Origin of the sequence: Neisseria shayeganii, assembly GCF_014054965.1 — a bacterium.
GTDB classification, from domain to species: Bacteria; Pseudomonadota; Gammaproteobacteria; order Burkholderiales; family Neisseriaceae; genus Eikenella; species Eikenella shayeganii.
Genome location: NZ_CP059567.1, coordinates 1,476,115 through 1,500,983 on the forward strand (window position 1 = coordinate 1,476,115; position 24,869 = coordinate 1,500,983).

21 protein-coding genes and 2 pseudogenes are annotated in these 24,869 nt (G+C 54.8%); 9 read left to right on the forward strand and 14 right to left on the reverse strand.

Translation table 11 applies throughout. The annotated features are described in order from the left end of the window. Positions 1-371: 371 nt before the first annotated feature. From H3L94_RS07165 to H3L94_RS07195, 7 genes are all read right to left on the reverse strand, one after another. Positions 372-1,493 carry an FRG domain-containing protein gene (locus H3L94_RS07165; RefSeq protein ID WP_182121457.1) on the reverse strand — a complete coding sequence of 374 codons (1,122 nt, stop codon included), beginning with the start codon at positions 1,491-1,493 and terminating at the stop codon, positions 372-374. A 15-nt stretch (positions 1,494-1,508) separates the two neighbouring features. Beyond that, positions 1,509-2,126 (reverse strand): CRISPR-associated protein Cas4, encoded by a 618-nt coding sequence (gene cas4 / locus H3L94_RS07170; protein WP_182121458.1) that lies wholly within the window; start codon positions 2,124-2,126, stop codon positions 1,509-1,511. A 2-nt stretch (positions 2,127-2,128) separates the two neighbouring features. Then, on the reverse strand, positions 2,129-2,980 hold the full coding sequence (gene cas7c / locus H3L94_RS07175) for a type I-C CRISPR-associated protein Cas7/Csd2 (RefSeq protein WP_182121459.1): 852 nt from the start codon (positions 2,978-2,980) through the stop codon (positions 2,129-2,131). Positions 2,981-2,985: 5 nt separating this feature from the next. After that, positions 2,986-4,800 carry a type I-C CRISPR-associated protein Cas8c/Csd1 gene (cas8c, locus tag H3L94_RS07180; protein WP_182121460.1) on the reverse strand — a complete coding sequence of 605 codons (1,815 nt, stop codon included), beginning with the start codon at positions 4,798-4,800 and terminating at the stop codon, positions 2,986-2,988. Then, on the reverse strand, positions 4,797-5,441 hold the full coding sequence (cas5c, locus tag H3L94_RS07185) for a type I-C CRISPR-associated protein Cas5c (RefSeq protein ID WP_182121461.1): 645 nt from the start codon (positions 5,439-5,441) through the stop codon (positions 4,797-4,799). Before cas5c ends, cas8c begins: the two co-directional genes overlap by 4 nt. Positions 5,442-5,638: 197 nt before the next feature. Continuing rightward, a complete protein-coding gene (gene cas3, locus H3L94_RS07190; RefSeq protein WP_182121462.1) occupies positions 5,639-8,158 on the reverse strand; it encodes a CRISPR-associated helicase Cas3' in 2,520 nt (839 codons plus the stop codon). Continuing rightward, on the reverse strand, positions 8,149-8,568 hold the full coding sequence (locus tag H3L94_RS07195) for a CRISPR-associated endonuclease Cas3'' (protein ID WP_182121463.1): 420 nt from the start codon (positions 8,566-8,568) through the stop codon (positions 8,149-8,151). The genes cas3 and H3L94_RS07195 overlap by 10 nt, the downstream gene beginning before the upstream one ends. 422 nt (positions 8,569-8,990) lie before the next feature. Between H3L94_RS07195 and hisB the strand changes: the two are divergent. From hisB to H3L94_RS07210, 3 genes and pseudogenes are all read left to right on the forward strand, one after another. Beyond that, positions 8,991-9,581, forward strand: a pseudogene (hisB, locus tag H3L94_RS07200) (imidazoleglycerol-phosphate dehydratase HisB); the annotation flags it as partial. 162 nt (positions 9,582-9,743) lie between these two features. After that, positions 9,744-11,675 (forward strand): ATP-binding cassette domain-containing protein, encoded by a 1,932-nt coding sequence (locus H3L94_RS07205; RefSeq protein WP_182121465.1) that lies wholly within the window; start codon positions 9,744-9,746, stop codon positions 11,673-11,675. Positions 11,676-11,688: 13 nt separating this feature from the next. After that, on the forward strand, positions 11,689-12,210 hold the full coding sequence (locus H3L94_RS07210) for a hypothetical protein (protein ID WP_182121466.1): 522 nt from the start codon (positions 11,689-11,691) through the stop codon (positions 12,208-12,210). A 316-nt stretch (positions 12,211-12,526) separates the two neighbouring features. Here H3L94_RS07210 and H3L94_RS07215 read toward each other — a convergent pair whose 3' ends face one another. The 3 genes from H3L94_RS07215 to H3L94_RS07225 form a co-directional block, all read right to left on the reverse strand. Continuing rightward, on the reverse strand, positions 12,527-13,990 hold the full coding sequence (locus tag H3L94_RS07215) for a DegQ family serine endoprotease (protein ID WP_182121467.1): 1,464 nt from the start codon (positions 13,988-13,990) through the stop codon (positions 12,527-12,529). 104 nt (positions 13,991-14,094) lie between these two features. Further along, the gene (locus tag H3L94_RS07220) at positions 14,095-14,316 is read right to left on the reverse strand and encodes a DUF1653 domain-containing protein (protein WP_182121468.1); all 222 of its coding nucleotides are present in this window, start codon (positions 14,314-14,316) and stop codon (positions 14,095-14,097) included. A gap of 97 nt (positions 14,317-14,413) precedes the next feature. Further along, complete coding sequence (locus H3L94_RS07225; RefSeq protein ID WP_009119280.1) at positions 14,414-14,617, reverse strand: cold-shock protein; 204 nt, start codon at positions 14,615-14,617, stop codon at positions 14,414-14,416. A gap of 328 nt (positions 14,618-14,945) precedes the next feature. Between H3L94_RS07225 and clpS the strand changes: the two genes are divergently transcribed. The 5 genes from clpS (at position 14,946) to ribD (ending at position 19,935) form a co-directional block, all read left to right on the forward strand. Continuing rightward, positions 14,946-15,257, forward strand: a complete 312-nt coding sequence (gene clpS / locus H3L94_RS07230; protein ID WP_182121469.1) for an ATP-dependent Clp protease adapter ClpS — start codon at positions 14,946-14,948, stop codon at positions 15,255-15,257. A 3-nt stretch (positions 15,258-15,260) separates the two neighbouring features. Then, positions 15,261-17,558: an ATP-dependent Clp protease ATP-binding subunit ClpA gene (gene clpA / locus H3L94_RS07235; RefSeq protein WP_182121470.1), complete on the forward strand. Its 2,298-nt coding sequence runs from the start codon at positions 15,261-15,263 to the stop codon at positions 17,556-17,558. A gap of 129 nt (positions 17,559-17,687) precedes the next feature. Then, positions 17,688-18,419, forward strand: a complete 732-nt coding sequence (locus H3L94_RS07240; RefSeq protein ID WP_156787003.1) for a hypothetical protein — start codon at positions 17,688-17,690, stop codon at positions 18,417-18,419. Next, positions 18,416-18,595, forward strand: coding sequence for a hypothetical protein (locus tag H3L94_RS07245; RefSeq protein ID WP_009119285.1), 180 nt, complete (start codon positions 18,416-18,418; stop codon positions 18,593-18,595). The genes H3L94_RS07240 and H3L94_RS07245 overlap by 4 nt, the downstream gene beginning before the upstream one ends. 227 nt (positions 18,596-18,822) lie before the next feature. Then, on the forward strand, positions 18,823-19,935 hold the full coding sequence (gene ribD, locus H3L94_RS07250; RefSeq protein ID WP_182121471.1) for a bifunctional diaminohydroxyphosphoribosylaminopyrimidine deaminase/5-amino-6-(5-phosphoribosylamino)uracil reductase RibD: 1,113 nt from the start codon (positions 18,823-18,825) through the stop codon (positions 19,933-19,935). Positions 19,936-20,094: 159 nt separating this feature from the next. On the opposite strand, the gene H3L94_RS07255 is transcribed toward ribD, so the two are convergent. From H3L94_RS07255 to hpnD, 3 genes are all read right to left on the reverse strand, one after another. Beyond that, entirely contained in the window at positions 20,095-20,811 is a 717-nt protein-coding gene (locus tag H3L94_RS07255; RefSeq protein ID WP_009119288.1) for an SDR family oxidoreductase, read from the reverse strand. 77 nt (positions 20,812-20,888) lie between these two features. Then, positions 20,889-22,202, reverse strand: coding sequence for a hydroxysqualene dehydroxylase HpnE (gene hpnE, locus H3L94_RS07260; protein WP_182121472.1), 1,314 nt, complete (start codon positions 22,200-22,202; stop codon positions 20,889-20,891). Further along, positions 22,199-23,050 (reverse strand): presqualene diphosphate synthase HpnD, encoded by an 852-nt coding sequence (gene hpnD / locus H3L94_RS07265; RefSeq protein ID WP_182121473.1) that lies wholly within the window; start codon positions 23,048-23,050, stop codon positions 22,199-22,201. The genes hpnE and hpnD overlap by 4 nt, the downstream gene beginning before the upstream one ends. A 67-nt stretch (positions 23,051-23,117) precedes the next feature. Between hpnD and H3L94_RS12510 the strand changes: the two are divergent. After that, positions 23,118-23,299, forward strand: a pseudogene (locus H3L94_RS12510) (two-component sensor histidine kinase); the annotation flags it as partial. 46 nt (positions 23,300-23,345) lie between these two features. Here the strand turns inward: H3L94_RS12510 and purF are convergent. Beyond that, the gene (purF, locus tag H3L94_RS07270) at positions 23,346-24,869 is read right to left on the reverse strand and encodes an amidophosphoribosyltransferase (RefSeq protein ID WP_182121474.1); all 1,524 of its coding nucleotides are present in this window, start codon (positions 24,867-24,869) and stop codon (positions 23,346-23,348) included.

A 24,869-nucleotide genomic window follows, 5' to 3' on the forward strand; every position in this document is an offset into this window, starting at 1 on the left:
GGTGCTTAGGCTACCTGAAACAAGGTAGGTCGGATTCTTGAATCCGACATTTTCAAATTTATCGCAATAATTTGAGACAACGAAAATATCAAACATTTGTCGGATACGAGTATCCGACCTACGCTGGCTGAAAAATAACGTATTTATTGTTTTCAGACAGGCATTGGGTTGATAAATGCCTGCCTGAAAAGGGTTTTACCGTAGCTTCCGTAGGTCGGGCATTTATGCCCGACCTACTCCATACGTGTAGCGCAAGACACACTTTCTCCATTGACAACTTCTAAGACCGTCTGAAAAAAATTAGGTTTTCAGACGGCATGGAATCAAAAACACACAATCTATCAACATGTGCGTGTCTAAGGCTACGCGCCCTACGCTGACTGCTCATAAACAATATATTTCTCCATGATATCTTTAGCTTGTGAATCTAATTCCGGAAACAAATTCTGTCGGCTGATGCCAAATGCCTTTAACTCTCTTAAAATCCTTTGCTTTGCTTCGCTTTTAATAATGAAACATTCACCATCCTTTGATAAGCGCTTCCAATCACTACTAACCTCAGCTTGGATTTCTTTTTTATTATTCATTCCAAACAATAAAAAACTTCCTTGTTGCCTTACAATTCTTGGATTATTTAATTTAGCCCTAACACATACCACTCGAGCCAAATCTTTCTGATTAATAATAGGAGCAAAACTAGGCTTATCATTCCTAATATCATGTAACAATCTAGCTATTTCCGATTGCTTATTAAAAAACTCCTTAAATTCTTTATCATATTTCTCTTCAACACTTTTCACAAACAATACATCATTTTCTATTGAATTATCTGAAATCAAATCTCTGTAGATTTTAGATAATTCTTCTACATTTTTCCCTCTTGTAATATTTTGATAATTCGTAAAATCAATTTTTCCTAACCTAGATTCCATTTCACTTGAAATAGATTCCCTTTTATTTGTTAAAATATATGTTATAGACGTAATAATAGCTTGCAATTTAGCTATTTTTATATAATTCTCAATAGAGAATGAATTATTTCTTAAACTAATCGCAGATAAAATTGCCACAACATCACTATCATTATATTTTATTTCAGCATCAGGGATATCTAAAATAATCAATTCGCCATCACTGGCTTCATTATTACCTTCTTGCACAGCAAAATAAAGTGCAACTAACGCATTGGATGTTAAATCTAATAAACGTGTCGCATATCCATAATGTTGAATTTTTACCAGTTTTTCAAAAAGAGTATCACTTGAACTGAAAGCATCTGGGCAGTTAGTCAGAGCATCTCGAATAATTTTATCTTCATTTTTTATCAGATATAACGGATCACTAGGGCTTTTAATATTATCAGAACGATAAATGCCAGGTTCCAATCTATAAGAAGACCTTGAGTGTCCACGAAAAAAACGAGTATATCCAAGTTCAGGCTCACCCAACTTATTCAAAGCATCAATCAAATCTCTAAGATTTTTAATTTCCATAATTCATCCTTCTTTTTAAACTAAATCATTATCTCCAAACACCCCCTTCACATACCCCACCGACCTATCCTTCTCCATCAACTTCGGCTGACAAACCTCAATCAACGAACAGGCTTTACAGCGTTTGCCGTATTCGGGTCGCGGGGTGATGCCGCTTTCCAAAAGCCCGCGCACTTGTGCGATGGTATGCAGCGTTTCCGCCCTGAGGCCGTCTGAAAATACCACCGGCACGCGGTGGCGGGTTTGCATATACCACAATGCGCCCTCTGCCACTGTTTGCCCGGTCATTTCCTCCAAGCACAGGGCTTGGGCGCAGAGCTGGATTTCGTCGGACGGCTCGGGCTTGGGTCTGCCGCGTTTGTATTCGACGGGTTTCAGGCGGCCTGTTTGCATATCGCGCTCGACCATATCCAGCACGCCGTGCACACCCAATTTTTCCGCCGCCACATGCACGCTGCGCTCGAAGCGCACGCCCTTGCGCGTTTCCGGCTCGCCGCCGTCCACCCGCTCATGCAACGCACGGCCTTGTGCGGTCAAGTAGTTCTCCGCCCATGCTTGCTCGTTATGAATCAAGGCACACTGGCGCGGACAAAAGGCGTAGTGTTGCAGGGCGGAGAGCGGGATGGAGCGCATGGTTAACCTAGTTTGCGGTGTAACTTGGTGGCAGCCAGGTCTTGCTCATTGACGCTTACTGTGTAGTCATCAAAACTGCGGGCAACGTCGACACCTTCTTTTTTGGCTACTTGAATACGCTTGAAGAGGCTATCGGCAGGCGCATCACCCAAGCTGCTGCTATGCTCGAAGACATACAGACCGCGTGCGTTCATTTGCCCGCGCGCGGCGGAATGATCATGATCAAACATATTGATCAGCGCATCCCAAAACAGGTTTAGGTCTGCTTCGCTGAAGCTAGTTTGCTTGGCAAAATGGGCAGAGACGAAGCCGTGACAACGATAGAGGCCATAAGGCACGGTGAATTTGCGTCCCATGGTGCGGTTATCACCGGTTGCGCTGGCATCCTTTTCGTTGGTCACAGCCATGCGGGTGATGCTATGCTCCAGCGTGATAATAGGATCAATGGAGCGCGAGAAGGTAAGCTGCACAGGGCCGCGCACCTGGCCAGCATTTTTGCCGGTGGTCATTACCGCGCCAAAGGTACGGATATCGTAGTAACGCTTGCACATATATTGACGGGCAGCCTCGGTTTTTTCGCCTTTTTCTTTGCTTTTAACGTTATCTTGCTCATGCGCTTCGTCAATCAGGTTATTCAAAATCCCTTTTTCGCGGATAAAAATATCGTGCTGCTCCGGGCTTTGTGTCATTTGCACAAAATTTCTCACTTTGCGTTTCAGGCAAACATCAGTAACCAAACCCATGCCAGTTTCAGGATCGATGCGCGGCAAATTTCCTGCATCGGGGTCTCCATTGGGATTACCGTCTTGTACATCAAACAAAAAAACAAAGTCGTAACGTTTTTCAATAGTCATTTGAATCACTCCTTAGCAGATTTGGCTTGGTTGAACAGATCTTTCAAAGCATCTTTGGTAAATAAAAATTGGGTTTCATGGTAATAACCAATAGCGAACAAACCTTGTTGTTCGAGATTGAGATGGCTGGGAAAGTGTTGACATTGATCTAAAATCTGCCGAATTTCCCATTTCAGCTGCACAGCACGGCCTTCATGTTCGAGCTTGCTCAAATGGTGCGGCACCAAGCGCATCAATGTGCCGAATACTGCGACAGGCGTGCTACTGGCCGAACCAAAATAGCGGTCGCCAATGGTGGCATTCAAATTTGGATTGGCCTCCCCCTGAGCTTTCTCCAGTACGGCAAACAACCGCCCAAGTACATAACCAATATCCCCTCTTTCTCGGTCTAAACTCATTGTCAACTCCTTCATGTTTTTCAAACTACCCGCCCGGACAGCGCGGTTTAAATAAGCCTTAATCAATGATGCCCGTCCATAAGTTACTTTTTGCTCGGCCTTGTTACGGCGCAAAGCGATTTGCAACAGGCTAACTGGCAACGGACGATTACTTAAAGCGCTTTGGGTAACCTGTGAAATCAAATCCGGCGGCAAATTTTCCGCCTTGCCTTCCAATACCAAATTGCACAGCAAGCGCATCAACGGCATAAACTCGGGATAAAGTGATTTTTCGCCGCGCACCATCTGCAAATCGTCATACCAGCGGACAATATTTTCCGACAATGCTGCTACCGTGGTCTCATGCCAGAAACGTACTACAATCCGCGCCGCGTTCGGCGACAAACCCAACAGGTAAAACTTGTCCTTGGCATTCGGCTCAGCATATTTTCCGTTGTGCAAGCTCTTATAAAGCGACTTCACTTCGTCGATATGCGCGTCGGGATTGTCTTTGCCGCCGCCATTAATCATGAGAGCAACCCGACTCTCCAAAAGCGTGGGTTTTTCGCTCCAGCACACGGCGGTCACATCACCAATACGAAAGCGGTTATCACTGGCGAGCAGCATATTGAGCGCAGTGGTGTATTCAAACATCGCCTGCTCGCCGACAGGAAAAATAAATCCCTGCGCCTTACCGTACGACTCAAAAGCCGCCAAATTAACCGAAGCAAAAGGAGACGGCTTGGCATTTACCCCCTTGATGGACGAATGCAGGCGAGCAATCGGCGCCTTCTGACCAGTAACCAAGCAGATTCCTTCCTGCTGGTCACTCTCCTCTCCTTCCTTCTCTGCCGCCAAGTAATTTTGCAAGGCTTTTGATTGGCAAACCAAAGCCGAAACCTCATCAACTAGACGGAAACTCAAATTACAGCCTTTGATTTTCAAGCACTCAGCCCAATTTTTCGATTGGAAAACCTTTGTTTTTTCTTCCGTCGATGCCAAAAACGTAGCCACTGCCGCAATACCAAAATCATCCGGCAACGCTTCTTTCAGCTCATCAACCTTGGCCACAAAACTTGCATGCTGGTTATCTGCCAATATACGGTTTTTTTCAGCCTCAGCCGCCGCCGCATCCGGCATTTTTTTGGCTATGCCGTCAACTTCCTTGGCTGCAGCCAACACATACCCATAGTGATCCCACAAAACATTGCTGGTTTCGTAGGATTTGGAGCCACTGCGCGCAGAAGCCTTGGGCACCAAGTAAGCACGGCCAACCTTTTTTTTACCTCTCGCTTCACGAGTATCTTCCAACTGGATGAAGCGTCCATGCCTATCGAGAACAATTACAAAGGGAATCTCTTTTTTCTCAAATCCTTCCGGAGCCACTCCACCTTCTGAAACGGCTTTACGCTGATAATAGCGAGTCAAGGCATGAAGCATCATCGCTTCACCTCCTCACTACCGGCAGGCGGCACAATAATGACGCCATGCTCGGCCTTGCATTGATAAAACATTGGCTCGGCGCGATTGGAGTCGCGCGGATCGGATTTACTGTAATCCATGTCATACAGCATAAAGCCGAAATCCTGGGTAATGTCTTCACGTGGCAGTCCGTCTTCCGCTTTTTCCAATAATCTAAAATTACAAGGAAACTCCCGACATCCGAGATAAGGCTGATGAAAATATTGTCCTTTTATTGCACGGCGTTCGAACATTTCTACAAACTTTTTGCGATTATCACCCTGCCCCGCTTCATCGGTCATATCGAAATCGGCATGAATGCGGTAGGCCACATCGCGCAACAGCATTGATGCACGCTGTTGCCTGCTATCTTCGATATACAAACCCTGACTACGCTCGCTCATTTTACTGCCCACTTCGTTACGGCGAATATTGACCCACTGAATCGGCTTCAATATTTCAATCTTCAACACCCGCCAACGGATAGCCGGTTTCCATAAGATGGCCATTAGAATATTGCGCGCAGCCGAAGGCGTAATCACCGGATAGCTGACACGCTCTACCTTGAGCTCCGGCCTGGTGAAGCAGGCAAAATCACCGCTAACTTCTAGAATAAAGCTCATTACCCTTCTCCTTTTAATTCCATGAACGTATATTATTCAAACGTAAACATACCTGTCAAACACAATTTGTGGCTTATTGATGTCACCTGTACAATGTTGATTCATTTTCCTTGCGTGAAAATGTGTGTTGAAACCATGAACGTATTTTGGAATATTCCATGATAAAAAACGCCCCTTCCCAATTAGGGGCGTTTCCTTTACATAACAGAACACTCAGGAGACATCAGCCAATTGTCATCCATACTTGCTCCAAGCACCTCATCATAATATCCGACGTCCAGCACCAATAACCCTGCCCGTTCCACCACAGCATTTACCGGCAGCTTTTTCAACTCGTTTTCATGTACGGTAATCGTGTGGCGCTGCAACTTGCGGTATACCCATTTGTACTTTAGTGGATCACTTTCCAAATACGATAACCATGTCTCAAACGGCTCGGGTAAAGGTGGTTTATCCGTTTTTCCGAAGTGTTCATCGAGAGTAGACGGATAGCGCCGTTTTTTTAATATGCCTTCCCACTCCTCAACCGGCACCCCGTCCAGACAATGTTTAAAAAATTCAGTCAGTTCATATGTCTTAACGATGTTAGGAAGGTTTTCTCTTTCCTCCCAAACTAAAGGAATAAACGGCACAATCAGAGCCACGCCTTGACCATCAATCAAACGGAATTTTTCTGCGGCGGTACGGAATTTAATAGCCAATGGATTTTGTTCGCTGGGTTGCTCCATCATCAGATATGTGGAAATTCCGTGCTGATCACGCTCCCCTTTCTTATTGAAACGTCGAAAATATTCTGCAAATGCATCGGGCGATAAGGGATCGTTCAACAAACCTGCCGCCAGCATTTCCTCGGTAATGTCCTGTCCTTGTTTCAAACTGCCACTGGGCGCACCCTCCTCTGCTCGGAACACCACCACCTCTCCCAAACCCGGCAGCTTTCCTTCGCGATTGCAGCGCCCAGCCGCCTGCGCAATGCTATCCAAACCTGCCATGGCGCGATAAACCACCGAAAAGTCCAAGTCGACACCCGCCTCAATCAGCTGCGTACTGACCACCCAAAGCGGTTGCGCAAGTTTGCCATCGCTATAAAGCTGCAAATAGCGGCGAATCAGAGCAATTACTTCCGCCCGATGTGCGGCACACATATTGGCAGACAAATGCAGCTTGATGCCATCTGCAGGCAGGGCGGCAAACAACTTACGAGCATGTTTGCGCGTATTGACCACAGCCAGCACGCAATTGCGCTCGGCAATTTCATCACCAACCTGTTGCCAGCTTTTCTTGGGATCATCTTTTTCAGGTAGCCTAATGCGAACACGCTGCAAACGCTTTGCCAATGCAGCTTTATCCGCAATGATTTCGTAAACCTGCGGCAACCCCTCCAATAAAACTCTTCCAAAAACATCGACGTCCTTACCTAACTCGGGCGGTGTAGCGGTACACAGCACAAACGTCACGCCATAATCACGCGCCAACACTCGCATCACATCTGTAATCGGTTTTTGGAATGGCCGTGGAATTTGCTGCGCCTCATCTAAAATCACCACACTGTCAGCAATATTATGGATTTTCCGGCAACGACTGGGACGAGCAGCAAAAAGGCTTTCAAACAATTGCACATTGGTGGTCACAATCAGTGGCGCATCCCAATTTTCAACAGCAAGACGATTGCGTGCCGTTTCCTTTTTTTCATCCACCTCCAGATTGCTGTGATGCTCCAGCACCACCTCATCACCCAACACCTTGCGAAATACATTGGCATTTTGTTCAATAATACTGGTAAACGGAATCGCATAAATAATGCGTCTTTTATTAAACCTCAATGCATGCTTGAGTGCAAAACCGAGGCTGGCCAAAGTCTTGCCGCCACCAGTTGGCACCGTCAAACCAAAAAATGACTCATTCCATTCAGCCGCCTGAAAACATTGCATCAAAATTTGATTGCGTTCCTGGTTGAGTACAGAAGTCTTATCAGTCGTTGCTGCCAATGCTTCCATATACGCCTGATAGCGACTATGCAACTCCGACAACTCAGGAAAACTTGGTCGCAGGCCGGCTTGCCTTGCCATCTCCGCATCCGCATAGCCATTCATAAACGCTTCGGTATCCAAGAAATCGGCATCCACCAAACAAGAAAACAAAAACCGAATCCAGACATGAAGTTCGGCTAAAATTTTGTCGTTTTCCGCAAAAAACGACTGAAAATCTGCCAACAGATCATCATCGGAAAGATTTTGGATTTGCTCATCAAATCCACCTTCTCTTACTCCCAGCAACGCACTCTCTAATTCCTGATCCGCCTGTTGTAAACGATGCTTTAAGCTCCCTTTATCATTCCAATCTGCCAAACCCGCATGATGTCCGGCAATCAAATACGCCAATAAGTGCCCAAAAAATGGATCAAAAGCCCCCACCACATACTTGGCACCCGCTGTCGAGTGCGAAATCTTGGCTGCTACTCCCCTTTCCTCCAAGTTTTCTAGATGAGCATCTTCTTTCTTAAAGCCACTGACTCTTTCAATATAATCCTGAAAGGCCGCTTGAAACTTGCCTAAATCATGCAGCAGACCTGCATAGTAAGCAAAGACTCTCCCTCGCGCACCAGCAAATTGAGCGGCAAGCTTGGCTACTTTTTGCAAATGTTTTCTGACATCATGAACTTGAAACTTGTCGATATCGCTAACGCGCACATGCGCCATAAATACTTTCATCGGCATTCACCATATTCCTTACTTGCTACCAAAGCGATACCATAATGAGAAGCAATACATAGTCCCAGCATCTGCCCGCATAACTCCCCTCCACCCTGACGAACGCCAAACTGCTTCAAGCTTCGATAAACCCATTGCGCACCGGCTGTGGAGTGATCGACTTTCGTACCATCCGGCATACTTTCTTCTTCGTCCAAGTCCGGATTAATCAAGCCAGTTGCATCGTGAATGTATTTTTGGAATTTCAATGAATACTTACCGAAATCATGCATTAATCCCAACAGTTCACCAGACAGATCCAAGCCCAGTTTCCCAGCCAACAGCTTGGCAATCGCAGCGGTTTCGGTAAGATGGGTGGCCACAGATTGAGGCGCATTATCGGAACGGCGGACGTGGGCAATAAAATGTTCAGCCATTCATCTTCTTCCTAGTTAAGTTAAATTTACATAAAAAAACGGCAAACCTTGAAGCTATCTTTTCATATTTAGAGAAAAGGCTTTGCAAGGTTTGCCGTTTTTGTTCAGGCCGGTTTTCAGCGGAATGGGCGTAGTAAATTCGGATAGGCTGAACAACCATGATGAAATATCCCTTGTAGAATAATTTTATTTTCGTTATTTTAAGTTAAGAAAATTTATGTGGAGTAAATATATCATAACATTATCAGTAAGTGTGGCTTCTATCTTTCAAATGCCCAATTTTTCTCACTGCCTCCTTCTACTTCTTCTGAAAGATGGAATTTCAAGCAAATAGGCCGGATCACAAAAATCCGCTAAAATAAACGTTTTTCGTTTTCAGGTAGCCTCCGCTTCCGACACAGCCTCATCAGGATCACGATATGCGCACCGCCACCGTTACCCGCAACACCAGCGAAACCCAGATTACCGTTTCCCTCAATCTCGACGGCTCCGGCCGTGCCAAATTCGATACCGGCATTCCGTTTTTGGAGCACATGCTGGACCAAATCGCCCGCCACGGCCTGATTGATTTGGACATCCACTGCAAAGGCGATCTGCATATTGACGACCACCACAGCGTGGAAGACATTGGCATCACCCTCGGCCAAGCCTTAAAGCAGGCGCTTGGCGACAAAACCGGCATCCGCCGCTACGGCATGAGCTATGTGCCGCTGGATGAAGCCTTAAGCCGCGTGGTGTTGGATTTGTCCGGCCGCCCCGGTCTCACCTACAACATCGAATTCACCCGCGCCATGATCGGCCGCTTCGATGTGGATTTGTTCAGCGAATTTTTCCACGGTCTGGTGAACCACAGCATGATGACCCTACACATCGACAATCTGCGCGGCGTCAATGCCCACCACCAAGCCGAAACCGTATTCAAAGCCTTCGGCCGCGCCCTACGCATGGCGGTAGAACACGACCCCCGCATGGCCGGCAAAATGCCTTCCACCAAAGGCACGCTCACTGCCTGATCTGCGGCCGCAACACAACAAAGGCTACCTGAAATCCTGTTTCAGGTAGCCTCAAACTTCAGCCGCTACGGTTTGCTATCCCGACACCGCATCCGGCACACCAACCTTTATTACAGCTTGCCCAAGCTGCCCGAACCCCGTTTCAGGTAGCCCGTATTCCTCATGATCGAAATCAAAAACCTCACCCTGCAACGCGGCTTGAAAGTTTTGCTCCAACAAGCTCAAGCCCAAATCACGCCCGGCCGCCGTGTCGGCCTAATCGGCAAAAACGGCAGCGGCAAATCCAGCCTGTTCGCCCTCATCAAAGGCGAAATCGTGGCCGATGGCGGAGACATCCGCCTGCCAGCCGGCTGGCGTTTGGCCTCCGTTGCCCAAGAAACACCCGCTCTGGAAACATCCGCCCTCGATTATGTATTGCAGGGCGACGCCGAACTGCAACACTGGCAATCGGCCTTGCAAAGCGCAGAACAAAGCGGCGAAGGCATCCGCATGGCCGAATGCCATGCCCGTCTCGAAGAAATCGGCGCCTATACCGCCGCCGCCCGCGCAGCCAAACTGCTCAGCGGCTTGGGCTTCAGCCAGGAAGAACACGGCAAACCGGTCAGCGCTTTTTCCGGCGGCTGGCGGATGCGCCTGAACCTCGCCCAGGCCTTGATGTGCCGCGCCGATCTGCTGCTGCTCGACGAACCCACCAACCACTTGGATTTGGAAACCGTATTGTGGCTGGAGAACCATCTGGCCGCCCTGCCCTGCACCCAAATCATCATCTCGCACGATCGCGACTTCCTCAACGCCGTCACCACCCACACCATCGAGCTGGCCGGGCAGAAGCTGGAAAGCTACGGCGGCAACTACGATTTCTACCAGCAGGAACGCGCCCAAAGGCTGGCACAACAGCAGGCGGCCTACAGCAAGCAGCAAGCCCACATCAAACACCTGCAATCCTTCATCGACCGCTTCAAAGCCAAAGCCACCAAAGCGGTACAGGCCCAAAGCCGCATGAAAGCCCTGGCCAAACTGGAGCGCATCGCACCCGCCCATTTAGACAGCAGTTTCTCCTTCTCTTTCGAGCAGCCCGAACACCTGCCCAATCCCCTGCTCAAGCTGGATCAGGTCGATTTGGGCTACGGCGGCGAAACCGTGCTGCACAACACCAGCCTGTCGCTGGAAAGCGGCGCCCGCTACGGCCTGCTCGGCGTCAATGGCAGCGGCAAATCCACCCTGATCAAAGCCCTTTCAGGTAGCCTCACCCCGCAAGCCGGGCAGATCATCCGCGCCGACAAACTGAACATCGGCTATTTCGCCCAACACCAGCTCGACATCCTGCGCGAAGACCAAAGCCCCGTCTGGCATATCCAACAGCTCTCGCCCGACGTGCGCGAGCAGGACATCCGCAACTTCCTCGGCGGGTTCAATTTTGTCGGCGACATGGCCATGCAGCCCATCGCCCCGTTTTCCGGCGGCGAAAAAGCCCGTCTGGCCTTGGCCATGATCGTGTGGCAGAAGCCCAACCTGCTGCTGCTCGACGAACCCACCAACCACCTCGACTTAGACATGCGCCACGCCTTAACGCTGGCCTTACAAAGCTTCCAAGGCGCCCTAATCGTGGTGTCGCACGACCGCAACCTGCTCGAAGCCACCACCGACCAATTCCTCCTCATCCACCAAGGCCGCCTACAAACCTTCGACGGCGACCTCAACGACTACCGCCAATGGCGTTTGGCCCAAGAGCAGGCCGCCGAACAACCCGCCGCTTCCGCCGCCGGACAAAGCCGCAAAGACAACAAACGGCTGGAAGCCCAGCTGCGCCAAGAACGCACCCGCCGCTGCAAACCGCTGCAACAGAAAATCGAGCGGGCCGAGCGCGAAATAGCCGAGCTCGACCGGCAACGTCAGGAAAGCGAAGCCTTTCTGGCGCAGGAAGATGCCTATACGGAACACAATAAAGCCAAATTGCAAGAACACTTAGCCAAGCTGGCCGCGCTCAAAGTACAATTAAACGGCTTGGAAGAAAACTGGCTGCTCTGGCAGGAAGAACTGGAGCAGACCCGGCTGGCGGTTGAGCAGGAATTTGCCGCCACCGGCTTAAAATAAAAGGGAAAACAAAATGAAAACACCTGTTTTGCTGGCCTTGTGTGTGTTGCTCAGCCTGCCTGCAACCGCAGCTGTGTACGAATGCGGCGACGGCCGCTACAGCAACAAACCCGGCCCCGGCTGCCGGTCTGCCGATCTGCCGAAAATCGGCTCCTACAGCAGCGAACGCCCGCGCCCGGCAAGACAGCCGCAGGCCGAAACCGCTGCCGCACCCGCCCCGCAGCGCGCCGCCGCACCGGTGCGCACACCTGCCGCTTCGCAACGCGCCGCTTATCAGGCGCCTGCCGCACCCGTGGTCGCCCCACCCACCACGCGCACCAACAGCGGCCGCCGCATGATTCTCGAACAAGAGCTGGCCAACGAACGCCGGGCACTGGCCGATGCACAAAAAGCGCTCACCGAAAGCCGCACCCTGCCACGCGGCAACGGTGCCGCCTACGCCGCCCACCAGGCCCGCATCAACAGCCTACAAAGCGATGTGCTCGACCGCCAACAAAACATCCAAGCCTTGCAGCGCGAATTGAGCCGGATGTAGTGCAAAACTCCGCCCACAACCTTCGCTCATGACACCTCAATACCAACAGGCTACCTGAAAACGAGCTGCGCGAGTTTCTGCGTAGCTAAAGCGCTTCAGGTAGCCTGAGACCTTTGCAAAACCCCTATCTGCGGCGCATTTCTGCGTTGTGCGTTTATGCCCTATGGGTACTGCTCGCTCGCTTGCCTATCTATATGATTATGTCTGTCCCGCGGGGATTCCTGGCGTTCACGTTCGCTGCGCTGCTACGCCTTGAACTGCATCCACATCTGGGGGTTTTGCAAAGGTCTCAGCCTGTTTGCCGTAAAAGCCCGGTTTAACCGCGCAAATCCAAAGCCACAAAAACTTTGCTGTCGCCGCGGCGCACCAGCAAGGCCACGGTGTCATGCGCCTCGCCCAAAGCCCGGAGGAAGCTTTCCTTATCGTGCACCGGCTGGCGGTCCACCATCAACACCACATCGCCGCGACGCAAGCCGGCGCGCTGGGCCGGTCCGCCGGCATGAATCACCGCCAAACCCTGTGCCGTGGGCAGCAACTGCAAACCGGCCTGCTCAACGGCAAAGCCGCCGCCCTCGCCTACGATATATTCCGGCAGGCTTTCACGCGCAGACAGGGTATGATTCTCCTGGCTCGCGGCCAACACCACAGCCACATCCTGCTGTTTGCCGTCGCGCCAAATGCCCAAAGTCAGCGTGGTGCCGGGCGGCATCATGCCCACCAACACCGGCAAATCATTGGACGACTTCACGGCTTCGCCGTTCACGCTCAACACAATGTCACCGGGCTTCAAGCCGACTTGGGCCGCCGGCCCGTCCGGCATCACTTCGGCAATCAGCGCACCGTTGGCCGACTGCAGGCCGAACGATTTGGCCAAATCGTAGCTGACTTCCTGAATCACCACGCCGATGCGCGCACGCTGTACCTTGCCGGTGGTGCGCAGCTGTTCGGCCACACTCATCGCCACATCAATCGGGATCGCAAACGAAATGCCCATAAAACCGCCGGACTGGCTGTAAATCTGCGAATTGATGCCGACCACCTGCCCTTTCAGATTAAACAGCGGACCGCCTGAGTTGCCGGGGTTGATCGCCACATCGGTTTGGATAAACGGTGTCATATGGCTCTCGTTCGGCAGGCTGCGGCCCTTGGCCGACACAATACCTGCCGTCACGCTGTTGTCGAAACCGAAAGGCGCACCGATCGCCGCCACCCATTCGCCCACGCGCAACGCTTTCACATCGCCGATTTTCACCACCTGCAGATTCTGCGCGTCGATTTTCAGCAAAGCCACGTCGGATTGGGTATCCGACCCCACCAACACGGCCCGGTACTCGCGCCGGTCGTTCAGCACCACTTTGATGTTGTCCATGCCGCTCAGCACATGGGTGTTGGTGAGAATATAGCCGTCGGGGCTGATGATGAAGCCGGAACCGAAATTGTGATTGTCTTCTTGCTCGGCAGGATCGGCATGCGGCTGCAGCCGCTTGAAAAACTCGTAAAACGGATCGTTCTCCGGCAGGCCGTCCAGAGGCATTCCGGTGTCGGCCATGGCCTGTTCGTCGCGGGAAGCTTGAATACTGACGACTGCGCCCCCCTCCTGCTCCACCAGTTTGATAAAGTCCGGCAGCAGCATGGTGGCGGTGCCGCCTTGTCCGTCGGGCACGGCAACGGTTTGCACCAATACCTCGGACGCAGCCTGCTCATCATGACCGCCGCCGCAACCGTGCAGCAGAAAAACGGCGGCTAAAGCCAGTGCGGAATAAGGAAAAACAAATTTCATGGCAATTTCGGCAGTGTATGATGAAAATAAAAAGGGAGCGGATTGTAACGAAATTTTTAAAAAACCGCCAGTGATACCAAATGCTTAGATGGCTTTCAGGTAGCCTAAAAAGCCTTTTCCAAAGCAAAACGGGGCGCCTCGCCCTCAGGCGTGGCCACCGGCTCGAGAAACAGGGTCACAGGCCGCACCCACAAACCGTAATCGCCATACAAGGCGCGATACACCACCAGCCATTCCTCGCTTTCCGAGTGGCGGGCCACGTCCAATACTTCGTACCGCTTCCCTTTATAATGCCAGTAAATGCCCCGCCTTATTTTGCTCTGCACGTTTTTCCTTCCTTGGTTTACAATCAGGCGCCCCGCCGAATGCGCGAAGCACGGCCGTAAAAAAAGCAGGCCGTGCCTGCTTTTCCCTCAGCGGAGATTAAACCGCTTGAATATTGGCGGCCTGTTTGCCTTTCGGGCCGGTGGTCACATCGAAAGAAACTTTTTGGCCTTCTTTCAGAGTTTTGAAGCCGTTCATATTGATGGCTGAGAAGTGGGCGAACAAATCTTCGCCGCCTTCGTCGGGAGTGATGAAACCGAAACCTTTGGCATCGTTAAACCATTTAACAGTACCTGTTGCCATAGAAAAAATCCTATTCTGAATAAAACAAAAACAAAAAAGCAAAGCGGCAGAGCAGGTAAACGACAATATCCGTAAGGTGGCTTAAGCTGCTTGTTCTGAAAAAACTTTCAAGCTGCCTGGTTTGCGGAAGACTTTTTACCTAGCTTCCTAACTCTAGTCAAGCAATGTTTGAATGAAAAGTTAAAAATAGCAAAAAAAACACAGAAAGATGATTTTCTTCCCATATATTGCCTTCATCGGCGTGTTGCCGACCGCCGTTTTCAGGTAGCCTTCCACCGTTTCTTTTATATTTTCACCCAACACCCGCATTACTCTAAATAATATCAATATGTTTGCCCCCCATACCGACACCACCCGGCAGCAAGACCGGCTCGAACAACACACGCCGCCGCCCAAACAATACGGCGTTTTTCTGATTAACGACGACTACACCCCCATGGATTTCGTGGTCGGCATCCTGCAAGACATTTTCCGACTGCCCGAAGAACGGGCCGTGGCCGTGATGCTGCAAGTACACCACGAAGGCAAGGGCCTGTGCGGCATTTATCAGAAAGACATTGCCGAAACCAAAAGCCATCAAGTGCACAGCCGGGCCAAGCAGGCCGGCCATCCGCTGCTCAGCACCGTCGAGGAGGTTTAAACCGTGCTTTCCGAACAACTCGAACACATCCTGCAAATCACCTATGCCGAAGCCCGCGCCCGGCATCACGAATTCATCGGCATCGAACACTTGCTGCTTTCGCTGATCCGCGAAGACCGTGATACGGAAGCCGTGCTGCAAGGCTGCGGTGTCAATCTGACCCTACTCGGCAAACAACTGGCCGAAAGCATTGAGGAAAACACCCCGCTGCTGCCCGAAGCCGCGCTGCCGCGCACCGAAACCGAACCCACCTTAGGCTTCCAGCGCGTGATGCAGCGCGCCATTCTGCACGCCCAATCGGCCGACCAACGCCTGGTGCGGCCGGTGGACGTTTTGGTGGCCATATTGTCTGAAAAAAGCAGCCATGCCGTGTATTTCCTTGATCTGCAAGGCGTTGGCCGCAGCGAAGTGCTCAACTACATCGCCCACGGCATCCGCCCCGATTCGGAACAGGACAAGCAGGAATCGCCCAAAAACGAAGCGGGCGAGCCGGCCGAAGACACGCAAAACGCCTTGGGCAAATACACCGTCAATCTCAACGAAGAAGTCCGCGCCGGCCGCATTGATCCCCTCATCGGCCGTCAAGCCGAAATGGAGCGCCTGCTGCAAACCCTGTGCCGCCGCCGCAAAAACAACCCGCTGCTGGTGGGCGAAGCCGGCGTGGGCAAAACCGCGCTCGCCGAAGGCTTGGCCTACCGGCTGGTTCACGGCGACATCCCCGAAGCCCTGGCCGGCAGCACCGTTTTCGCCCTCGACATGGGCGCCCTTTTGGCCGGCACCAAATACCGCGGCGACTTCGAAGCCCGCATCAAAGCCGTACTCAAACAACTGGCCGACACCGAAAACGCCATTTTGTTTATCGACGAAATCCACACCATCATCGGCGCCGGCAGCACTTCCGGCGGCACGCTGGATGCCTCCAACCTGCTCAAACCGGCTTTGGCCAAAGGCCAGCTGCGCTGCATCGGCGCCACCACCTACAGCGAATACCGCACCATTTTCGAAAAAGACCACGCCCTCAGCCGCCGCTTCCAGAAAATCGACATCAACGAACCCAGCGTGCAGGAAACCGTACAAATCCTCAAAGGCCTCAAACCCGCCTTCGAAGCCTTCCACCAAATCCGCTTCAGCCCCAACGCCCTGCAGGCTGCGGCCGAGCTGTCGGCACGCTACCTGAACGACCGCTTCCTGCCCGACAAAGCCATCGACCTCATCGATGAAGCCGCCGCCGCCCAGCGCATCCTGCCCAAATCCAAGCAGCGCAAAACCATAGACAGCGCCCAGATTGAAGCCGTGGTGGCCAAAATCGCCCGCATTCCCGAAAAAACCGTTTCCCAAGACGACAAAGAAACCCTGCGCCACTTGGAACGCAACCTCAAGAGCATGGTATTCGGCCAAGACGCCGCCATCGAAGCGCTTGCCGCCGCCATCAAAATGTCGCGCGCCGGCTTGGGCCACAGCGACAAACCCATCGGCAGTTTCCTGTTTTCCGGCCCCACCGGCGTGGGCAAAACCGAAGTGGCACGCCAGCTGGCCTACACCCTAGGCGTGCCGCTGCACCGCTTCGATATGTCGGAATACATGGAACCGCACGCCGTGGCCCGCCTCATCGGCGCACCGCCCGGCTACGTCGGCTTCGAACAGGGCGGCCTGCTCACCGAAGCCGTCAGCAAACAGCCCTTCTGCGTGCTCCTGATCGACGAATTGGAAAAAGCCCATCCCGACATCTACAACATCCTCCTGCAGGTGATGGACTACGGCACGCTCACCGACAACAACGGCCGCAAAGCCGATTTCCGCAACGTCATCATCATCATGACCACCAATGCCGGCGCCGACAGCCTCAGCCGTCCCACCCTGGGCTTCACCGCCAAACGGCAGGCCGGCGACGAAGGCGAAGCCCTCAAGCGCACCTTCAGCCCCGAATTCCGCAACCGCCTAGACGCCGTGATTGCCTTTGCCCCGCTGGATAGCGAGATCATCGCCAAAGTAACCGACAAATTCCTGCTGGCGCTGGAACAGCAATTGCTCGACAAACAGGTGGAAGCCCGTTTCACGCCCGAGCTGCGCGCCTATCTGGCCGACAAAGGCTTTGATCCGCAAATGGGCGCCCGTCCGATGCAGCGCCTGATTCAGGACAAAATCCGCCGCGCCCTGGCCGACGAGCTGCTGTTCGGCCGCCTCAGCGGCGGCGGCGAAGTGCTGATTGGCTACGATGCCGAACGCGACAGCGTAACCCTCACTATCAGCCACGCTCCCGCCCCGGCCAAAACCGCCGGCGAAACCGCCCCCTCTGTTTAATCCTGACCGCACAGGCTACCTGAAACCCATCCTTTGATTGAGATTGCTAAAATATTAAGGTTTTTACTACCATAAAACGCTTATTACAGTAGAATGAAGGCTCCCAAACGTCTACAAGGAGAAAGCACCGTGATGCACAAAATACCCATATTGGCCGCCCTGCTGATTGCAGGTAGCGTGCAGGCTCAAAACGCTGCCCAGCAGCAGATGAACCGGGCAGCACAAGAGAGACTCCGGCAAGATATTTATCATCACCACATTCGACCCGGCCTGCAAACCCCTGCTCAAAACGGCACCAATCAGGGCGGCGTACGCATTACCGGCTATTATTATTTCAACGACGCCCGCCATGTCGCCTTTGCCATTGGCGCACAGCCGCACCGCGAAGAGCGGCATCGTGCAGGCCACCGCATCATCGACAGCCGCGCGGCTAGCTACGGCACCAATGCCGCACGCGGCGAACCCAATCTCGAACGGGTGCGGCACGAAACCTTGCAACGCTGCGCAGACGATGCAAACAGCCGCTGCCGCATCATTGCCGAAGCGGGCAACAGCTGCGTGGCGGTGGCGGAAGGTTTTGCCCATCCCTCAGGCAATCAGATCAACCGCTACCGTGCCGACGGCGAACTCTACCGCCGCTTCTACGTTGCACACTTAAGCGCGGAGGAGCGCGGCAATCCGCAAAGCGCAGTGAGTGATGCGCAAGTAACGGCCTGGCGGCAGATGCTGGCCGCCCGCGCGCGGCAGATGTGCCAGGCGGATCGCGCCCACCCCGTGCATGAGTGCCAACCGCTGAAAGAAGTGTGGGCCATGTGCGGCATAGACAGTGTGGCGCGTGGCGCCACGGGAGTGTATCAATGAAAAAGAAATGGTTTATCGGTTTATTGACAGCGTTGAGCGTATTCGCCCTTTCCGGCTGCGCCGCGACGGTCGGCCACAGCAGCCCCGACCATGTGCGCCTGAATCCCATGCATCAAGTGGGTGCCGATGGCGATGTGTGGGAGTGCAAAATGGGCAATTGCCAAAAAATACGCTGAAATCGTGGTTTCACCATGATGAAACGCTAAGCATTGCAGCATGTTCCTGCTAGCCAAACTGAGATTTGGTCCTAGTGAACCACGAAAATGCTCGCAAGATGCCCGATCTTGCGGGCATTTCCATTGCTCCGCAGAGGGCGATGCCCCCGGTGGGGAAGTTCTCCCATACCGTCTCCACGCTTTCTGACAACACGCTCCGAATAGCCCTTCCCCTTTTACCACCGCCCATGACCCCAAACAATTTCTCCCCGCAAGACCACGCCCATATGCGGCACGCCCTCGCCCTCGCCGAACAAGGGCGTTTTTCCACCTCGCCCAATCCCCGCGTCGGCTGCGTAATCGCCCTCGGCGGGCAAATCATCGGCCAGGGCTTCCATCTGCGCGCGGGAGAACCGCACGCCGAAGTGCACGCCCTGCGCCAAGCCGGTAACGCCGCCCGCGGTGCCACCGCCTACGTCACCCTCGAACCCTGCGCCCACCACGGCCGCACCCCGCCCTGCGCCGCCGCCCTCATCCAAACCGGCGTGGCCCGCGTGGTGGCCGCCATGCGCGACCCCAACCCCCTGGTGGCCGGCAAAGGCTTGGCCATGCTGCGCGAAGCCGGTATTCAGGTAGCCTGCGGTTTGTACGAAGCCGAAGCCCGCGAGCTCAACCGCGGTTTTCTCTCCCGCATCGAACGCGGCCGCCCCTTCGTGAAACTGAAAACCGCCGCCAGCCTCGACGGCAAAACCGCGCTGGCCGACGGCCGCAGCCAATGGATCACCGGCCCGGCCGCCCGCCAAGACGTGCAAACCCTGCGTGCAGAAAGCTGCGCCGTGCTCACCGGTGTCGGCACCGTGCTGGCCGATAACCCGCGCCTCAATGTGCGCAGCTTCCCCACCCTGCGCCAGCCCCTGCGCATCGTGCTCGACAGCCGCCTGCGCACGCCCGTACACAGCCACCTCATCCAAGACGGCCAAGCCACCCTCATCCTCACCGCCGCCGATACCGACGGCCGCTTTGCCGCCTTCCCCGCCGTTCGCCTGCACCGCCTCCCCACAGATGCCGACGGCCGGCCTTCCCTTCCCGCCCTGCTCGCCTACCTGGCCGAACAAGGCATCGGCGAGTTGATGCTCGAAGCCGGCCACACCCTCCACACCGCTTTTCTGGCCGCAGACCTGGTGGACGAAATCGTCTGCTACCAGGCCCCCAAAATCCTCGGCCACAGCGCCCGCGGCCTGTTCGGGCTACCTGAAAACCCGGACGTGCTCAGCCGTGCGCCCCAATGGCAAACCCGCAGCGTCGAGACTCTCGGCGACGACATCAAATGGGTGCTGCGGCGGCGGCCTGATCCGGTTTAACCCCATGCCGGAGGCACGGCCAACCGCTCCGCTCCAATTCGGCAAAAACATTGCTGAAAGTCATTGAAGCAGCGGCTGCGGACAAGCCGAAACGCAAAAAAAACTTCAAGCAAGCTGCAGGCACAGCTTGCTTGAAGTTTTTTGTGGCCGGAAAACCGCTTACAGATACACGATTTCGCCGCTGCGGCCTTTGCTTTCCGCGCTCTGCCAATACACGAAAGCCGGCGCGATGTCGCTGAGTTTGCGGCGTTCGCTGTTGGCTTCGCCGGGATGGGTTTTCAGGCGCTGCGGGGAGTTGACGGCGCCGGGAATCAGCACATTGGCGCGCATATTGGGAAAGCGCGACCATTCGTCGGCCACCACTTTGCACAAATAATTCAATGCCGCTTTGGAGGCGCCGAAGCCGCCCCAATAAGCCTGTGGGGTTTCACTGTGGCTCTCGCCCACAAACACCACGGAAGCGTCTTCGGAAGCCTGCAAAAGCGGCAGGAAGGCGCGGGTCAGGCCCATGGGCGCAACGGTGTTGATGCGGTATTGGTTGACCCATTCGGCCACGGTTTGGAAATCCAGCGGCGAGAGGGCGTAAAAATAGGCGGCACTGTGGATGATGCCGTCCAAGCGGCGGCCGGTGGCTTCGGCTACGGTGGCGGCCAGCTGGGCAAATTCTTTTTCTTCCGCAGTCAGCAGGTCGAACACCACGGCATAAGGCTCCGGCCAGCCGGCGGCCACGATTTCGTCGTAAACTTTTTCCAGCTTTTTCTGATGGCGGGCCACCAGCACCACGGTGGCGCCTTCGGCGGCGCAAGCACGGGCGGCTTCGGCGCCGATGCCTTGCGAAGCGCCGGTGACCAGAATCACTTTGTTTTGCAGTTTCATAAACGGGTTTTCTCGCTACGGTAGGGAATTCAGTGAAAACAGGGTGGTGCCGGACAGGCTGAGACCTTAGGGCAGCATCATAACATTGCCGGGCCCAAACGCGCCCAATCGGCCATCAACAGGGCCGCGGCCTGTTCGCCGCTTTGCACGGCCGCTTCCAGCGTGGCCGGATAGCGCGGGTGCAGATAATCGCCGGCCAGATAAACGCGCTGCTGCCGCAACCAGGCCTGCGGAACGGCGAGTGCGGAGACAACGGCGGCGGACGTGGCGCGTTTTTCGGTCAGCGCAAAGCCGGCCAGCGGTTCGCCCAAATCGGGACAAACGCGCAGCACATCGCGGTGCACCCGTTCTATCCATTGTTCGCGGCTGAGCGCGCCGTGCTGTTCCGACAACGAAATCACCGCCGACAACTCGTGCCAACCCATGCCCAGGGCGTGGCGGTCGATCAGCCATTGCGCGGTACCCTCGGCCAAGCCGGTCATCGGCGCGGGCAGCTTCGGCGCCTGCGCATAACGCAGATAAACGGTGGTGATGGCGTGATAGCGCAGCTGCGACAAGGCATCATGCACCTCGGCCGGCGTACCTGCGGGCAGCAGGGCAGGCGCATGATAAGGCGCAGCCGCCACCACCACCGCATCAAAGGTTTCGCCGGCCAGCTTCAGGCTACCTGAAAGGCCGATTTCCGGCGCACCGACCCGGGTTTGCAGCCGCAGGCGCACGCCGTGTTTGGCCAAACGGCGGCACAAGGGTGCCACCAAAAGGCTGCCCAAATCGCGCCGCGGCAGCAGCATATCGCTGCCGGTTTTACTGTGCCACACGCCGTCGCGCAGCACATTCTGCAAACGCCACAAAGCGGCCTGCTCCAAATCGGTGTTCATCGCGCCCCAAACCAAGGGCTGCCAGAACATCTGCCACAAATGGCGCGACACCTGCTGCTGTCGCAGCCAGGCCGCCACGCTCATGTCGGGCGGCGCCGAATAACTTTGCAGCGCACGCATCTGGCGCAGCAAAGCCAACCGGCCGCCCTGCCCCGCGCCTTTGGCCGTCAGCACGCCGGCCAAGAGATGAAACGGAGCCGGCAGGTTTTTGGCGGCGAAAGAGAGGCCGCCGTGCATCCGCCACTGCATCGGCAAACGCAGAAAAGCATCTTCTTCAGCCACGCCGCAGCGCGCCAGCAGGGCTAGCACCTGACGGTAGGCACCGAGCAAAATATGCTGCCCGTTGTCCAGGCGGGCAAAGCCGCTGCCTTCGCCGGCCAGCGCACGGGCGCGGCCGCCGGCGGTTTTGCCGGCTTCGAATACGGTGACTTCGGCGCGGCCGCACAACTGCTCGGCCGCCGCCAAACCGGCCCAGCCGGCACCGATAACGGCGATATTCGGTTTGCGTTTCACGGTTGGAACCCCATGAGCCAGGTTTTCAATGCCAAACGGATTTTGCGCGGTTTGGGAATCGCCAGCTTGTAGCGCAGCACATTGGCGGCGCCGTCGCGCTCGATTTCGTTCAGCAGCGCGTAATAAATCGCCGCCATAATGAGGCCGGCACGCTGGTTTTTGCGTTCTGCCGCCGGCAGCAGGCGCACGGCTTCGCGGTACGTTTCCCGCGCACGGGCTACCTGAAAAGCCATCAGTTCGGCAAACTGAGGGCCCGCGCGGCGCTGCAGGATGTCGGCCGCCGGCACTTTGAAGCGCTGCAAATCTTCCACCGGCAGATACAGCCGACCCATGGCGGCGTCTTCGCCCACGTCGCGGATGATGTTGGTCAGCTGCAGGGCCAGGCCCATTTTGTCGGCATAGGCCAATACCGCCGGATCGCGGAAACCCAAAATGCGCGCAATCAGCCGGCCGACCACGCCCGCCACGCAGTGGCAGTATTCCGCGAGCGCGGCAAAATCGGCGTAACGGCGCGGCTGCACATCCATTTCCATGCCGTCGATGACGGCGGCCAATTCGCTTTCAGGTAGCCCGTATTTCGGCGCTTCCATCCGCAAAGCCTGATGCACGGGGTGTTCGGGCACGCCATCCGCATGAAAGGCTTTGGCCAGATCCTGCCGCCACCAAGCCAGCGTCTGCGCCGCCACATGGGCATCAGAGCAATCGTCGGCCACGTCATCCAGCTCGCGGCAATAGGCATAGAGCACCGTCATCGCGCAGCGTTTGTCGGCATTGAGGAAGCGGAAGCCGGCCAGAAAACTGGAGCCGCTGGCGGCGGCTTTGTCTTCGCAGTATTGGTAAGGCGTCATAATATCCGTGAAAAAAGCAGGCTGAGCGAAAACATATATCAAGGCCGGCTTTGCCGGCCTGAGACCTTTGCAAAACCCCCATCTGCGGCGCATTTCTGCGTTGTGCGTTTATGCCCTATGGGTACTGCTCGCTCGCTTGCCTATCTAGATGATATGTCTGTCCCACAGGGATTCCTGACGTTCACACTCGCTGCGCTGCTACGCCTTGAACTGCATCCACATCTGGAGGTTTTGCAAAGGCCTCGACCTGAAAGCGGTAAACCGCTTTCAGGTAGCCTGTGGATACGGGCAGCGTTTATTCCTCGCCGCGGCTTTGGCCCAACACGCTGTGCTCCACCAAGCCGGCGCGGATGCCGGTTTGGTTTTTGCCGTTGGAGAGGCGTTGCAGATAGGCTTCATCGATGTCGCCGGTGGCGTAGCAGCCGTTGAAGCAGGAAGAATCGAATCCTTCGATGGCGGGGTTCAATTCGCGGATCACGTTTTCCAAATCGGCCAAATCCTGAAACACCACGCCGTCGGCTTCGATTTCGGCGGCGATCTGCTCGGCGGTGCGGCCATTAGCAATCAGTTCGGCACGGGTGGGCATGTCGATGCCGTACACATTGGGGTACCGCACCTCGGGCGCGGCGGAGGCGAAATAGACTTTTTTCGCGCCGGCCGCCCGCACCATTTCCACAATCTCGCGACTGGTGGTGCCGCGCACAATGGAATCGTCCACCAACAGCACCGATTTGCCGGCAAATTCGTATTCCATGGGGTTGAGTTTCTGACGCACAGACTTTTTGCGCGTGGCCTGGCCCGGCATGATGAAGGTGCGGCCGATGTAGCGGTTTTTGATCAGGCCTTCGCGATAAGGTTTGCCCAAATGGTGGGCCAGCTGCATGGCGCTGGGGCGGCTAGTATCCGGAATCGGCATCACCACGTCGATTTCATCCAAATTCAGGCTGCGCTTGACTTTTTCCGCCAGCGTCACGCCCATATTCAAACGCGACTGGTACACCGATACGCCGTCCACCACCGAATCGGGGCGGGCGAAATACACGTATTCAAACAAACAGGGCAGTAAGCACGGGCGCTCGGCGCATTGGCGGCTGTGGAAACTGCCGTCGAAGCCGACAAACACCGCTTCGCCGGGCGCAATGTCGCGCTCCAGCTCGAAACCCAAGCTGGGGAAAGCCACCGACTCGGACGACACCACATAGGCGGTGCGCTGGTCGGCATCGGTGTGTTTGCCCAACACCAAGGGGCGGATGCCGTTGGGGTCGCGGAAGGCCAGCATGCCGTAGCCCGCAATCAGCGCCACCACGCCGTAAGCGCCGCGCACTTGGCGGTGCAGGCTGGCGACGGCGTCGAAAATATTGTCCACGCTCAAGGTGGCACGACCCTGCACCGCTTGGCGCAGCTCGTGCGCCAGCACATTGAGCAGCACTTCGGAATCGGAGCCGGTGTTGATGTGGCGCAGGTGACGGTGGCACAGGTTTTGATACAGCTCTTCGGTGTTGGTGAGGTTGCCGTTGTGGGCCAAAACAATGCCGAAGGGCGAGCTCACGTAAAACGGCTGCGCTTCGGCATCGTTACCGGCATTGCCGGCGGTGGGATAACGCACATGGGCGATGCCGGCATGGCCGGTGAGGTCGCGCATATTGCGGGTGCGGAATACGTCGCGCACCATCCCCTTGCCTTTATGCATATGGAACATGCTGCCCTCGGCGGTTACGATGCCGGCCGCATCCTGCCCGCGGTGCTGCAGCACCTGCAGACCGTCGTAGAGCAACTGGTTGACCGGCTCGAAAGCCACCATACCCAAAACACCACACAT

Coding starts and splice junctions, on each gene's coding strand:
- hpnD (WP_182121473.1), bottom strand. CDS start 23,050: ATGACGCCTTACCAATACTGCGAAGACAAAGCCGCCGCCAGCGGCTCC.
- cas5c (WP_182121461.1), bottom strand. CDS start 5,441: ATGAGCTTTATTCTAGAAGTTAGCGGTGATTTTGCCTGCTTCACCAGG.
- H3L94_RS07210 (WP_182121466.1), top strand. CDS start 11,689: ATGAAAACACCTGTTTTGCTGGCCTTGTGTGTGTTGCTCAGCCTGCCT.
- H3L94_RS07225 (WP_009119280.1), bottom strand. CDS start 14,617: ATGGCAACAGGTACTGTTAAATGGTTTAACGATGCCAAAGGTTTCGGT.
- cas7c (WP_182121459.1), bottom strand. CDS start 2,980: ATGACTATTGAAAAACGTTACGACTTTGTTTTTTTGTTTGATGTACAA.
- H3L94_RS07205 (WP_182121465.1), top strand. CDS start 9,744: ATGATCGAAATCAAAAACCTCACCCTGCAACGCGGCTTGAAAGTTTTG.
- cas3 (WP_182121462.1), bottom strand. CDS start 8,158: ATGCCGATGAAAGTATTTATGGCGCATGTGCGCGTTAGCGATATCGAC.
- H3L94_RS07215 (WP_182121467.1), bottom strand. CDS start 13,990: ATGAAATTTGTTTTTCCTTATTCCGCACTGGCTTTAGCCGCCGTTTTT.
- H3L94_RS07195 (WP_182121463.1), bottom strand. CDS start 8,568: ATGGCTGAACATTTTATTGCCCACGTCCGCCGTTCCGATAATGCGCCT.
- ribD (WP_182121471.1), top strand. CDS start 18,823: ATGACCCCAAACAATTTCTCCCCGCAAGACCACGCCCATATGCGGCAC.
- cas8c (WP_182121460.1), bottom strand. CDS start 4,800: ATGATGCTTCATGCCTTGACTCGCTATTATCAGCGTAAAGCCGTTTCA.
- H3L94_RS07255 (WP_009119288.1), bottom strand. CDS start 20,811: ATGAAACTGCAAAACAAAGTGATTCTGGTCACCGGCGCTTCGCAAGGC.
- purF (WP_182121474.1), bottom strand. CDS start 24,869: ATGTGTGGTGTTTTGGGTATGGTGGCTTTCGAGCCGGTCAACCAGTTG.
- H3L94_RS07245 (WP_009119285.1), top strand. CDS start 18,416: ATGAAAAAGAAATGGTTTATCGGTTTATTGACAGCGTTGAGCGTATTC.
- clpS (WP_182121469.1), top strand. CDS start 14,946: ATGTTTGCCCCCCATACCGACACCACCCGGCAGCAAGACCGGCTCGAA.
- H3L94_RS07165 (WP_182121457.1), bottom strand. CDS start 1,493: ATGGAAATTAAAAATCTTAGAGATTTGATTGATGCTTTGAATAAGTTG.
- cas4 (WP_182121458.1), bottom strand. CDS start 2,126: ATGCGCTCCATCCCGCTCTCCGCCCTGCAACACTACGCCTTTTGTCCG.